Origin of the sequence: Vibrio lentus, assembly GCF_030409755.1 — a bacterium.
Classification (GTDB): Bacteria; Pseudomonadota; Gammaproteobacteria; order Enterobacterales; family Vibrionaceae; genus Vibrio; species Vibrio lentus.
On sequence record NZ_JAUFQE010000002.1, the window covers coordinates 3,686,051 to 3,699,116 of the forward strand.

At 42.7% G+C, this 13,066-nt stretch carries 9 protein-coding genes, 1 pseudogene and 1 other annotated feature; of the genes and pseudogenes, 4 read left to right on the plus strand and 6 right to left on the minus strand.

Features of this window, described 5'->3' with window-relative positions:
- Positions 1-97 precede the first annotated feature (97 nt).
- Positions 98-391, plus strand: a complete 294-nt coding sequence (trpR, locus tag QWZ07_RS25235; protein ID WP_017110512.1) for a trp operon repressor — start codon at positions 98-100, stop codon at positions 389-391.
- A gap of 127 nt (positions 392-518) precedes the next feature.
- Here the strand turns inward: trpR and yjjX are convergent, their stop codons facing one another.
- The 6 genes and pseudogenes from yjjX to QWZ07_RS25265 all read right to left on the minus strand — a co-directional run bounded on the left by yjjX (position 519) and on the right by QWZ07_RS25265 (position 8,173).
- Positions 519-1,040: an inosine/xanthosine triphosphatase gene (gene yjjX, locus QWZ07_RS25240; RefSeq protein ID WP_065105652.1), complete on the minus strand. Its 522-nt coding sequence runs from the start codon at positions 1,038-1,040 to the stop codon at positions 519-521.
- A pseudogene (locus QWZ07_RS25245) lies at positions 988-3,381 on the minus strand (putative bifunctional diguanylate cyclase/phosphodiesterase). Before QWZ07_RS25245 ends, yjjX begins: the two are co-directional and overlap by 53 nt.
- Before the next feature lie 316 nt (positions 3,382-3,697).
- Complete coding sequence (gene pheA, locus QWZ07_RS25250; protein WP_192854083.1) at positions 3,698-4,873, minus strand: prephenate dehydratase; 1,176 nt, start codon at positions 4,871-4,873, stop codon at positions 3,698-3,700.
- A gap of 12 nt (positions 4,874-4,885) precedes the next feature.
- Positions 4,886-5,006: a sequence feature (Phe leader region), on the minus strand.
- Between the two features lie 111 nt (positions 5,007-5,117).
- A complete protein-coding gene (gene hpf, locus QWZ07_RS25255) occupies positions 5,118-5,453 on the minus strand; it encodes a ribosome hibernation-promoting factor, HPF/YfiA family (protein WP_004735034.1) in 336 nt (111 codons plus the stop codon).
- A 409-nt stretch (positions 5,454-5,862) separates the two neighbouring features.
- Complete coding sequence (locus tag QWZ07_RS25260; protein WP_318842400.1) at positions 5,863-7,287, minus strand: MltF family protein; 1,425 nt, start codon at positions 7,285-7,287, stop codon at positions 5,863-5,865.
- A gap of 157 nt (positions 7,288-7,444) precedes the next feature.
- A complete protein-coding gene (locus QWZ07_RS25265) occupies positions 7,445-8,173 on the minus strand; it encodes an outer membrane protein assembly factor BamD (RefSeq protein WP_017106758.1) in 729 nt (242 codons plus the stop codon).
- A gap of 137 nt (positions 8,174-8,310) precedes the next feature.
- Here QWZ07_RS25265 and rluD point away from each other — a divergent pair, with 137 nt between their 5' ends.
- The 3 genes from rluD (at position 8,311) to clpB (ending at position 12,744) form a co-directional block, all read left to right on the plus strand.
- Positions 8,311-9,285, plus strand: a complete 975-nt coding sequence (rluD, locus tag QWZ07_RS25270) for a 23S rRNA pseudouridine(1911/1915/1917) synthase RluD (protein ID WP_009848467.1) — start codon at positions 8,311-8,313, stop codon at positions 9,283-9,285.
- A gap of 8 nt (positions 9,286-9,293) precedes the next feature.
- Complete coding sequence (pgeF, locus tag QWZ07_RS25275) at positions 9,294-10,028, plus strand: peptidoglycan editing factor PgeF (protein ID WP_065105655.1); 735 nt, start codon at positions 9,294-9,296, stop codon at positions 10,026-10,028.
- A 142-nt stretch (positions 10,029-10,170) separates the two neighbouring features.
- Positions 10,171-12,744, plus strand: a complete 2,574-nt coding sequence (clpB, locus tag QWZ07_RS25280) for an ATP-dependent chaperone ClpB (RefSeq protein ID WP_076673789.1) — start codon at positions 10,171-10,173, stop codon at positions 12,742-12,744.
- The last annotated feature ends 322 nt before the right edge of the window (positions 12,745-13,066 follow it).

Here is a 13,066-nt window from a genome sequence, read left to right on the forward strand (position 1 = left end):
ACATTGGATTACATCGAGTGTTTCGGTATAAAGTGTTGAACGCTTTCAATCGTTAAGCGACTCTTTAAAGTCAGAATTTAAAAGTAAGTGTAGAAATATGGCATCACAACCTGAATATGATAATTGGCAACAACTAATGGATTTGGTAAAAACAGCCGCTGAGAAAGATCAGCATGAGCTGTTGTTGACCATGATGATGACATCTGATGAACGCGATGCTTTGGTTGCTCGAGTTAATATTCTTTGTGAATTGATGAAAGGCGAGATGTCTCAGCGACAAGTGAGTCAAATGCTGGGAGTAGGCGTTGCGACGATCACCAGAGGCTCTAATGAGCTCAAGGCTAAATCCGAACAAGAGAAAGCGGCCATCGCCGAGTTACTGCTTAAGTAGATCTTACATATTAAGCACTGAAGTTTGATAGAAACGCTAACAATCCGTTAGCGTTTTTTGTTTCTGCTGTATTGGTTAGACTTTCAACTAGATAACTTAAATCTTTGAAAAACCATGCCTTTGAAAGCTAAGCGGGAAAGTGCTCAGGATTAACGAAAGGGATAAGCGCCAAGATCAAAGCTTGATGGTATACCGAACTGCGCGAGAGTTGGTTGTGTGTCAGTAGGCCAATCGCTCCACCTTTTTGCTTGATGTTGTCTGTACCGAAGACTTCATCCATCACATCCCCTAACTCATTTGCATACTGGAGCTTATCAAGTACAACTGGTGGCAGCATCAAGCTTGCAGAGCGAGACTCGCCACGTTGGCCATTTGCTTCAATTATCATCCAAGCAAAGGTTACGTTACCTTCAATTCCAGATTCTAATCCGACATGAAAGTCTGCATTTGGCATCTTTTGGAGTGCATTGCTCACGCGGTTCACTGCACCTTGATAGGTTTCATCATTGCTCATGGGTTGATCGGCAACCCCGCTGGGTACGCTAACCCCGATGAATTCGAATTCAGTATTAGGGAAAGCTGACAAGAACGCACTTTTAACGGCGTTGATTTTTGCTGGGTTGAGCGATGCAATGACTACGGATTTCATGAATGAGTTCTTATTGTTGTTGGTTAAATTGCAATTGATGTTCTCTGTACCAATCACTTAGGTCTTCAAGTGGCATCGGTTTGCCAAAATAGTAGCCTTGCAGCATATCGCACTGCGCCTCTTGTAACCATTGATGCATGCGTTTGGTTTCGATGCCCTCAGCGGTTACCTTCTTTCCTTGAGCATGGCACAAACTTATCACTGGTTTTACTATGTTCTGATTGTCTGTTTCGATCAAGGTTTCTAAAAAGCCCTTATCCAATTTGATTTTTTGAGTGGGATATTGAACCAACTGGGTTATCGACGTGTAACCAGAACCAAAGTCATCAATCGCTAAGCGGTAGCCCATTCGAGAGAGCTCGTTCAATAATGGAAACCCCTGTGAGTTTGAGTAGAAGGTCTCGGTGATTTCGAAATCGATCAAGTTCGGCGGAATACCATTGATCTTGGCGTGCTCACCGATGAAAACCGCAAGGTGAGTTGTTTCTATTCCTGCTGAAGACAGATTGATTGAGAGCTGAATCGAATGATCAAACTGAGCTTGAAGCTTATGGAATGAAGCAAAAGCATGCTGGATTACCCAACGATCGACAAGGTCGAACAACCCTGTTTGTTCGGCAATTGGAATAAACTCATCAGGCGGTACAGAGCCTAGCTGTGGCGATTCCCAGCGTAACAGCACCTCAACACCGATGACCTGACTTCCTGTTGAATCCATGTATGGCATATAAACGAGTTTGAACTCTTCATCAAAGTTCTTATGTCTCAAAGCCTGTTCAATACTTGCTTGTCGTTGAATGGTTTTGTCTAAGTCTGAAGAGTAATCCGCGTACCGATTCTTACCTGCTCGTTTGGCTTGATACATCGCAGTGTCTGCATTTGAGAGCAATTTTTCTATTGAGTAGCCGTCATTAGGATAAGTTGCAATGCCAATACTGACCGTAATCGGGTAGTTGCCAGATTCAGTGATAAACCCTTTTTGCAGAGGCGCCAATAATGTATCTGAAAACTTATGAGCGATATTCCCATGGCGAGCCGATGCATTGATGTAAATAACGAACTCGTCACCAGAGAGTCGAGCTGGCATACAATGGGCATCGTAATCCGTTTTGTATAGAACGCCGATCTCGGAAATACGTTGAGCGAAAGAAACTAAGATCGAGTCGCCAACTTGATGGCCATATTTGTCGTTCACAAACTTAAAATTATCTAAATCTAAGTAGAGTACCCACGTGTATGTTTTTGAGTTTGTTTTGGGGAGTGATTGCTCAACAAAGGTTTGGAATTGACGTCGGTTGGCGATCTTGGTCAGCTGGTCATTTTCAGCTAAAACCTTAGTTTGTTGATAGGTGTTATCTAACTCTTGGTACATGTCATAAAAACGATGCGATAAGCGGCCTAACTCGTCATTCGTTTTTAAACGTTCAATGTTCTTTCTTTGCTTTTTTTCTACTTGTTGTAATTGTCGGTCTAACCGTGAAATAGGGGTAATGACACAACGAGACAGCAGCATAAGCAGTAAGGCAACCGTTACTAAGGCTGACAGTGCAAACGACAGGCTCAGTTTATTCCAGATAGAGTCGAGCTTATTGTTTAAAAGAAACTGAGCAGGATCGACCGTCGCGTAAAGCTCAGGAGCCAGCTTCACGGAATGAGTTAAATCACTTTCCAAAGAGACTGCCGTTGGCGTGAAAAACAGGCTGGTTTGGTAGTCGAACTCGATCTGCTTTCTCAATGTATTAAATTTATCGAGAGAAACAGAAACAACCACAAAAAAAACATCACTAGGTTGGTAGCTTATAGAGGGCGAAACCGTTCTTTTATCGAGTACCTCATAGTGAACTAACATCCCTTCACCTTGAGAGTTTTGGACGTAATTGGTACTCGATTCTTCCAATGTTTTTTGATACTGATGATCAATAAACTCTAAGATCTTAGGGTCCATTTTGGCGAGTGCATCACGACTATTGTCTGCGTAATAACTGAGTTTTCGTTCACCATCAAGCAGTGCTAATCCAGTAAAGCTGTCATCACCATCTTGCAAGAACTGTATGGTTTCTCGAAGGTTATCGAGCAGTTCAAGTTCACGATACGGATTGTCATCAACTAAAAAATAACGTCGAACTAAGTCGCTTTTAGAGAGCGTGTAAGAGTAACTATTTAGGAAGGAGCGAGATTGGCGAAAATACCCAGCCAACTTTTCCATATTCAGTTGCAGTACGTTGTCTTCGCGTTTGATGAAGCTGTTTTTCTGCGTTGAGTAAATGATATAGCTAGAAGCTGCGGTACTAATCAGTATAACAGGGGCTATTAGAAGTAATATTTTAGTACTGAGCTTCATTGTTACATACAACACTATTTATAATTTTGTGCGTAAGTTTATGTTACTTGTTGATAGCTCGCTATTAATTACACGTTGTTAGATGATTTCCTGTGAAGGCAATAAGGTTTTGTCTTTATTGATAAAAGTGTGATTAGCGAGAGGTGTTATGTTGGTGATAATTTTAGGAGGCGGGTGTGAAGAGACAGTGAACGGAATAACAATTTAACACCCACAATACGTATTTCTGCCTATTGTTTCGTTCGATTGTTATTCCGTTTGCGGTAACTTTTACTGTTTGGCCTATGGTAGGCGCATTGCTTTTGGCAACCTAAACTTACGACAACTTAACTTGAGTCGCTTTAATGTTCTCACTTGGGTAGCAGCCTAGCACTTTTAAGTGACGAGTAATGGCCGTCAGTTCCGTGATCGCTTGCTGCATGTTATCCGCATTCAAGTGTGCTTCTAAATCAACGTAGAACATCTCTTCCCATGGGTTCCCCATAATTGGACGAGATTCTAGTTTCGTCATATTGATGCCCAAGCGTTGCAGAATCAGTAGGGTTTCAACCAAAGAGCCTGCTTCTTGAGAGGTCGACATGATGAGTGTCGTTTTCGCTGGAATCTGAGTCGAGACTTCTACCGCTTTACGCGCCACAACGATGAAGCGAGTGTGGTTCTCTGTTTGATTGGCAATGTTACCTTGAATTGCTTGAAGCCCATACAGTTTGCCACTTGAAGCGTTACCAATGGCTGCTACATCATCACTATCCAGCTCTTTCACTTTCTTCATTGCGTCAGCGGTGCTTGCACAAGATTCAAGGCTGACACCTTTAAGGCGACTCAAGAACTCACTGCATTGCTGATGAGGTTGTGGATGCGAATAAAGCGTCTTAATGTTTTCTAATCGAATATCACTTTTAGCAACTAAGCAGTGTTCAATAGGCTGAGACAGTTCACCCACGATGTAGAGTGTTGTGTGTTGTAGAAGATCGTAAACTTCGTTGATTGAACCTGAACTGGTGTTCTCAATAGGCAGCACACCATAATCTGCATGACCAGATTCCACCGTCGATGCGACTTCTTTGAAATGATTGCAGTTAAGCTCTATCAATTCCATATTCTTGCGGCTGAAGTATTCACGGCTAGCAAGATGCGAATATGAACCTTTAGAACCCAAGAACGCAACGCGAGCCAATGGCTTACGGCTTTGTGGGTTCGCCAGATTTTGTAGGTATGACTGTTGCAGCAGAACCGAATCTTCAATGATGGTATGAAACAGCTTAGTGATGTACTGCGCATCAAGCTCGTATTTATCTTTACCGTTGTTAATTAGCTTAACCAGAAGCTGCTGCTCACGAACGGCATCGCGTACAGGTTTTGATGTCTCCACTTTACTTTTCGCAACTTCGATACTGAGTTTGCGACGTTCTGAAAGTAAACTCAGCAGTTCGTCATCTAAATCATTGAGACGAAGGCGGATATCATCCAGTGAAATTGAGCGGTCAGTCATAAATGTGTCCTTATAAAAAAGCCTCCCTTGTGTGGGAGGCTTCTTGTTCGTTTTTGACTTGTTTTTCTAAAACGACTCAGCCTCCGATTTACGGAAGAAAAAAGAAGTCAAAAATAAACAAAGATTGAGAGTGCATAAAAAGTGATTGTTTTATGAATGTTTAAACACAATAAGCAAGCGAGCTACGAGCGTCAAGCAAAAAAATAGCGCCCTGAGGCGCTATTTTTTAATCTGTTCTCTTTCCCTATTCTACTTCAGCTTCTAGCTCTTCAATTTCAGGCTTTTCAGCGCGACGCGCTTCTGGTTTATGGCGTAGCTTGTTGAGTTGACGCTCTAGTTTTTGTTCTACTTCGTTGATAGCCACGTAGAGGTCGTCATGAATTGATGAAGCAACAAGTTGGCCTTTTGGTACCGTTAGTACGGCTTCAAATTTTTTCTTCTTGTTTGGTTCTTCGCTAAAGCTCGCTTGGCAGCCAATGATGTCTACTTGCCATTTATCCAGCTTTTTAAATTTGCTTTCTATGTGATCACGGATTGCAGAGGTAATGTCGATGTTTTTACCAGTGATGTTCATTTTCATAGAAGTTTTCCTCTGTTGTATCCCTCATGGGTTAACTTCAGATTACGACTTTTAGGAATAAAGAATGTGATCTGGATCTTGTTTTGATTGGGTGGGATAAGCATTAAAATCAAATGTGATCTCACGCAAGTCTTGGTATCTTTTTGTCGAAAAATGCTTGTTATCCCTATGAAAAACGATAAGTTGGAGGCAAGGCTTCACTAAAAATTAAACCAGTTTTTAGGGGCGTCCTACAGCTTTTTGAAAGTGCTTGATGAAAATTCACGCAATATACTTTCGTGATTTAAGTCACACCAAAGAACGATCCGAATTTGATAAACAAAAGCCGCATAAGTTTCCTTATGCGGCTTTTGTGCTTTTAGTCCTGTCTTGGGCGTTTACTGCTTAAGCTCATAATGACAAACAGCGGCTAATCGTTGGTTTGCAGTAGCCTTGCTGTTCCGTTCTCTCGAGTGGCATTAATCGCCGCCAATTGTTTATAAATAACAAAGTAGCGATTGATGTTGGCGACATACGTGACGGGTTCTTTACTGACATACTTACGCGTGACGATTTCGACGTTTTTAAACCAGACGTTAGGGTTGTAGCCTTTCTTCTTCGCGAGGTATCTCATTTTTCTGATTTTAGCTGGGCCTGCGTTGTAAGACGCCAACGTAAAATAGATCTGGTTGTCAGCCGTTATGGCAGGGTCATTAAAATATCGGTCTTTGATAAAACGCATATATTTCACGCCGGCATGGATGTTGTTATCCACTTTATGAATATTTTTGATATTAACGTTTTTGTCTTTGGCCGTACTTGGTAAAACCTGCATGACGCCAATCGCCCCACGATGAGAGACTTGACTCTGATCGAGCCCTGACTCCTGGAACCCTTGAGCAGACATCATTAAAGGATCAAATTCGTACTTGCTGGAGTACTTCTCAAATACGTCAGCGAGCTTGGCAACTCTGTCGACTTTGTTTGGATTGAGAGCTCGACCTAACCAACGCGTATTATCGATATATTTTTGGTAGATCACGTTACCCAGTAAAGTACCTGTGCGGGCTTTCTTAACGTACTTGTTGATTTCTTTTTTGAGAAGAGGGCTGTCTTTTCTCAGTGCCCAAGCTATTTGACCATCCTCTCGCAAAGGTAAATCGCTATGGATCTGAATGTTTTCCATTACATCCGTCCATAATTTTGCTTTATGGCTATCTAGAATAGTGCCTTGTATATATCCCTGATTAACCAGTTCTATCAGTTCGTAATCTTGGAGAGATTCTTCAATAAAGTGGACATGTAATGGTGGCAACCCGAGTTCATTAAGCTCCATATTCACTTTTTGCACACTCTCGAAGTAGCTAGAGCTCGCGCGGATCCATACTTCTTTACCGCTCAACTGCTTGATTTCGGTGAGAGGTTCTGAATTTTTTCCAGTGATAATGAGTTCTTTACCATCTTTAATCATGGGATCTGAAAAGTCGATCACCTGTAACCGCTTATCAGTAATGGTTAGGTTTGCTACCGCGACATCACCGTATCCGGATTCTAATGAAGGAAGAAGATCATCTCGCTGAACCGGAATGATCTGCACATTGAGATAGGGGTGTTTCTTACGAAGGCTTTTCTCAAAGTGATAGAGCATTTCTGCCACAATGCCTTTTGGCTTGCCATCTTCTATGTAGTAAAAGCCCAGATCAGCCGATACCAATACTCTCACTGTTCCTTTTGTTTTGAGTACATCTAAGTCTCCCATATAAGGCTGATTGCTCAATGGGGACAGTTCTAATGCGTTGGAAAGTTGGCTAAATAACCCGATCCAGATAAATAATAACATCCTGCTCACATCCACACTCCATGTTGATGTTTTGTTAAAAGTTATCTATTGAAGATACTGCTTATGCTGCCATTCATCAAGTTTACCAGACGAAGTTCAAAAAAAATCGCGCTAATAAATTAGCGCGATTTTGAAGTGATTGTTTTAGTTAACGACGAGTGTGATTCGCTGACTAGGGCAGTGGGTTGAGCTCAATCAAGGCTTCTGTTCTTTTCACAGCGTCTTCTAGTCCAAGCTGCTCGTAGGCTTCTAACTGTATTTTCAGAGATTTACGCGCAGCAATGGTGTCTGGGTAAGTCTTTTGCAACTCTTGTGTTCTGTTTATAGCTGCAATCCACGCTTCGCGACGCAGGTAGAAATCAGCGGTTGCTAAGTCATACTCCGCTAGGCGGTTTTTCAGTGCGAACATGCGTTTTTGTGCATCTTCAGCGTATGGGCTTGCAGGGAAACGTTCTAACAGTCGTTTGAAATCAGCAAACGCAAGTTTTACTGGTTCTGGATCTCGGTCACTACGATCGATATTAAAAATATCGTGCATGAAGTTTCGATCTTGAGCCATGTGTGTCAGGCCACGCATGTAAAGAACCCAATCCTGTTTTTCATGAGTAGGGTTTAAGCGTAGGAATCGTGAAATGGTGGCAAGGCCTAATGCCAAGTCATCATTTTTGTAGTACGCGTAAATCAGATCGAGTTGTACTTGTTCAGAATAGGCGCCGAATGGGTAACGAGAGTCTAGGGCTTCTAGCTTTTCGATTGCAGAAAGCCAGCTACCACTCTGCAGTGATTCTTGGGCGTCAGAGTAAAGAACCGATGGCGGTACATCCGGTACTATTTCTTCACTACTTGAACAACCAACTAAGAGTGATACGGCTAATAGACCCGATAAAGTAAGGTGTTTCATGTCAGGCGTCGATTCCTTGAATTAAATATTTCGTAAGCTTCCGTTACTTTCTAACCAGTAACAGATACAATGATGCAATTATTCTATTTTATCCATACTAATGGGTATTAGTCTCACGGTTTTTAAAAAAGTTCGATATGGCTCAGCAGATAACATTAACAGACACAGTAAAAAGCAGCCAGTTAGGTCAACGTTTAGACCAAGCTGTCGCTGAACTATTTACCGATTTTTCTCGCTCTCGTATTAAAGAGTGGCTTCTTGACGGCAAAATCCAAGTGGATGGCGAAGTTATCACTAAACCGCGCACCATAGTTTTGGGCGGTGAAGCGATCATCTTACAAGCAGAGCTTGCGGATGAAGAGCGCTGGGAAGCACAAGATATTCCGTTAGACATTGTCTATGAAGATGATGATTTATTGGTTATCAATAAACCTCGCGATCTGGTTGTACACCCAGGTGCAGGTACGCCGGATGGAACCATACTAAACGCATTGCTTTTCCATTACCCTCAGATTGCTGAAGTACCTCGTGCGGGTATTGTGCACCGTCTGGATAAAGACACAACTGGTCTTATGGTTGTGGCTAAAACGGTTCCAGCTCAAACTCGTCTTGTACGTGCTCTTGCTAAACGTCGTATTACTCGTGAATACGAGGCAATTGCTATCGGTAAAATGACAGCGGGTGGTGTGGTTGAGAAAGGCATTAGCCGTCATGCTACTAAGCGAACCTTAATGGACGTTAATGAACTGGGTAAGCCTGCGGTAACTCACTACCGTGTTGCTGAGCACTTCCGCGAACACACTCGTATTCGTCTGCGTCTAGAAACAGGTCGTACTCACCAAATCCGTGTTCACATGTCATACCTTCAGCACCCGCTGTTAGGTGATATTGCGTATGGTGGTCGTGCTCGTATTCCAAAAGGTGCATCTGAAGAGCTAACGACAATGATTCGTTCTTTTGATCGCCAAGCGCTACACGCGGTTATGCTGAAGTTTGTTCACCCGATTACTGGTGAAGAAGTTGAGTTCCATGCACCTGTGCCAAATGACATGGTTGTGATGGCTGAAGCGTTGCGTGTTGATGCTCGCGAAAACATAGAAGACGACATTTAATCGTGTCAATGATCATCCCTGACTGGAATGCACCAAAAAACGTGAAAGCATTTGCTTCGACTCGTTTTGATGGTTGTTCTACAGGTGCTTATCAAGGGTTAAACCTTGGTATGCACGTTGGGGATGATGCTTTACTTGTTGAAAGTAATCGAACATGGCTAAAGCAACAATCTAAGATGCCCACGGCTCCGGTATGGCTAAATCAAACTCACTCAACGGATGTCGTTACAGTTTTAGAACCTATAGCGAATGTGCTTGATGCGGATGGTGCATTTACCACTGTAAAGGGTGTTGTGTGTTCTGCGATGACAGCCGATTGCTTACCAGTCATCCTTACCGATACCAAAGGCACTCAAGTTGCTGCTGTTCATGCGGGTTGGCGTGGTCTTGCTGGTGGCATTATTGAAAATGCCGTCGCAAAGTTTTCAAACCTAGATTCAGATAATCAGATCATTGCTTGGCTTGGTCCTGCTATTGGTAAAGATGCGTTTGAGGTTGGCAACGATGTGTTGGACGCTTTTGTTCGTTTTGACCCTCAAGCGAAATTAGCATTTAAAGCTAAATCTGAACCCGGCAAGTGGTTAGCAAACATGTCTCAACTTGCGACTCAACGACTAATGAAAGTTGGCGTGACTTCGGTGACAGATTCGAATCTATGTACATACGCCGATTCAGATGCTTTCTATTCTTATCGTCGTGATGGTATTACTGGACGTCAGGCGACATTTATTTGGTTAGAGTAATCTCTGACTAGCATAACCACTCATCCAGTTCATTTATATTTTCATATCAGCTCTATTCTTCATCCTTATCCCTTGAAAATCTGCGTTACCGTATCCATCTTCTAACCATAAGATAAACATATCTAAGAGTAGGAAGGTTGGCATGCGTCTCGATCGATTCACTAGTAAATTCCAAATTGCGATATCTGATGCTCAGTCGCTCGCATTAGGTCGTGATCACCAATATATAGAACCTGTACACCTAATGGTGTCTTTGCTTAATCAAGATGGCAGTGCGATTCGTCCATTGCTCACCATGTTGAATATTGATGTTGTTCAATTGCGTTCTAAATTAAGCGAAATATTAGACCGAGTGCCGAAAGTAAGCGGTATCGGCGGTGATGTTCAGCTTTCTAACGCAATGGGAACGCTATTCAACCTATGTGACAAGGTCGCGCAAAAGCGTCAAGACAGTTACATATCTTCAGAAGTATTCCTACTCGCTGCAATAGAAGACAAAGGACCTCTAGGTAACTTACTTAAAGAGTTAGGCCTTACTGAGCAAAAACTATCTCAAGCTATCGAGCAAGTTCGTGGTGGTCAAAAGGTTGATGACCCGAATGCGGAAGATAGACGCCAAGCTTTAGAGAAGTTCACCATTGATCTGACCGAGCGAGCAGAGCAAGGCAAGCTAGATCCTGTGATTGGTCGTGATGATGAAATTCGTCGCACGATTCAAGTCCTTCAACGTCGTACTAAGAACAACCCTGTCATTATCGGTCAGCCCGGTGTGGGTAAAACCGCGATTGTCGAAGGTTTGGCTCAGCGTATTATCAATAATGAAGTTCCTGAAGGCTTAAGAGGTCGACGAGTTCTTTCATTGGATATGGGCTCATTGGTAGCCGGTGCTAAGTATCGTGGTGAATTCGAAGAGCGTCTAAAATCAGTGCTTAATGAATTATCGAAAGAAGAAGGCAATGTCATTCTCTTTATCGATGAAATTCATACGATGGTCGGCGCAGGTAAAGGCGAAGGCTCTATGGATGCGGGTAATATGCTGAAACCGGCATTAGCTCGTGGTGAACTGCACTGTGTCGGCGCAACAACGCTCGATGAATACCGACAATATATAGAGAAAGACCCTGCGTTAGAGCGTCGATTCCAAAAAGTGATCGTCGATGAACCAACCGTTGAAGACACAGTTGCCATTCTTCGTGGTTTGAAAGAGCGTTATGAACTTCACCATCATGTAGAAATTACCGATCCTGCTATCGTAGCTGCGGCAACGCTATCTCACCGATACGTTTCAGATCGTCAGTTACCAGATAAGGCGATTGATCTCATTGATGAAGCGGCTTCGAGTATTCGAATGCAGATAGATTCAAAGCCCGAGTCATTAGATAAGTTAGAGCGAAAAATCATTCAGTTGAAGATCGAACAGCAAGCTCTGACGAATGAAAATGATGAGGCCAGTGAAAAACGCCTGCGCACTCTACAAAGCGAACTTTCTGAGAAAGAACGTGATTTCGCAGAGCTTGAAGAAGTTTGGAATGCTGAAAAAGCGGCGCTGTCTGGTACGCAACATATTAAATCAGAGCTAGAACAAGCTCGAATGGATATGGATTTTGCACGACGTGCTGGTGACCTTAACCGTATGTCTGAATTGCAATATGGACGAATCCCAGAATTGGAGAAGCAGTTAGATCTCGCGACTCAAGCTGAAATGCAAGAAATGACCTTGTTGCGTAACAAGGTGACTGACGCTGAGATTGCCGATGTCCTTTCAAAGCAAACCGGTATTCCTGTTTCTAAAATGCTAGAAGCAGAAAAAGAGAAGCTTCTGAAAATGGAAGGTGTTCTGCATAAGCGAGTTATCGGTCAAGCGGAAGCGGTCGAAGTAGTATCGAATGCGATTCGTCGTAGCCGTGCTGGCTTGTCTGATCCGAATAAGCCGATTGGTTCGTTCTTGTTTTTAGGGCCAACAGGTGTCGGTAAAACGGAACTGTGTAAAACATTAGCGAACTTTATGTTCGATAGTGAAGATGCGATGGTGCGTATCGATATGTCTGAGTTTATGGAAAAACACTCTGTTGCTCGTTTAGTTGGTGCTCCCCCTGGTTATGTGGGTTATGAGGAAGGTGGGTACTTAACCGAAGCCGTTCGTCGAAAACCTTATTCTGTCATTCTGCTTGATGAGGTAGAGAAAGCTCACCCAGATGTGTTCAATATTCTATTGCAGGTTTTAGATGATGGACGATTAACTGACGGACAAGGTCGCACCGTCGATTTTAGAAATACCGTGGTAATCATGACATCGAACCTAGGTTCAACTCGTATTCAAGAGAACTTTAATACATTGGATTACCAAGGCATTAAAAATGAGGTTATGGAAGTGGTAGGTAAACATTTCCGACCTGAGTTTTTGAATCGAGTTGATGAAAGTGTCGTGTTCCATCCATTAGGCCAAGAGCACATCGAGTCAATTGCCGCGATTCAGCTTGATCATTTGAAAAAGCGAATGGAAGATAATGGTTATGAACTCGAAGTTTCAGAAAAAGCGCTTAAGCTAATCTCTCAAGTTGGTTTTGACCCTGTATATGGTGCAAGGCCTCTTAAAAGAGCAATTCAACAAACTGTTGAGAACCCGTTAGCGAAAGCAATACTGGCTGGAAAAATAAATCCAGAGAAGAAAGTGCAGCTATTAGTGAATAACGACCGAATTATTGCTCACCAATAATCAAACTATGAATAATAGGTACGATTAGCCGAAATCAAGGCTTAATCGTACCTATTTTGAACGCTTTGTGTAAATAGTGTCCGAACGATCGCCTACGGCGGTTTTTTTTCGTTTTTGGTCTTGTGCAAAGGGGGATTCTCTCTATAATGCGCCTCCGTTGCCCGGGATAACCAAGCGGTTTGAACTAAGTAACGAGACGACATTAAGCATTTAAGATGCTTTGAAAAATTAGCTGGAAAAAGTGTTTGACACTGGAACCCAATTCGCTAGAATGGCCGTCCACTTAGAGAGGCTCCTTACTAAAAGGAACGCTCAATAAGTA

Excerpts from the sequence above, each read along its gene's own strand:
- trpR (WP_017110512.1), top strand. The coding sequence starts at position 98 with ATGGCATCACAACCTGAATATGATAATTGGCAACAACTAATGGATTTG.
- yjjX (WP_065105652.1), bottom strand. The coding sequence starts at position 1,040 with ATGAAATCCGTAGTCATTGCATCGCTCAACCCAGCAAAAATCAACGCC.
- pheA (WP_192854083.1), bottom strand. The coding sequence starts at position 4,873 with ATGACTGACCGCTCAATTTCACTGGATGATATCCGCCTTCGTCTCAAT.
- hpf (WP_004735034.1), bottom strand. The coding sequence starts at position 5,453 with ATGAAAATGAACATCACTGGTAAAAACATCGACATTACCTCTGCAATC.
- QWZ07_RS25265 (WP_017106758.1), bottom strand. The coding sequence starts at position 8,173 with ATGAAACACCTTACTTTATCGGGTCTATTAGCCGTATCACTCTTAGTT.
- rluD (WP_009848467.1), top strand. The coding sequence starts at position 8,311 with ATGGCTCAGCAGATAACATTAACAGACACAGTAAAAAGCAGCCAGTTA.
- pgeF (WP_065105655.1), top strand. The coding sequence starts at position 9,294 with ATGATCATCCCTGACTGGAATGCACCAAAAAACGTGAAAGCATTTGCT.
- clpB (WP_076673789.1), top strand. The coding sequence starts at position 10,171 with ATGCGTCTCGATCGATTCACTAGTAAATTCCAAATTGCGATATCTGAT.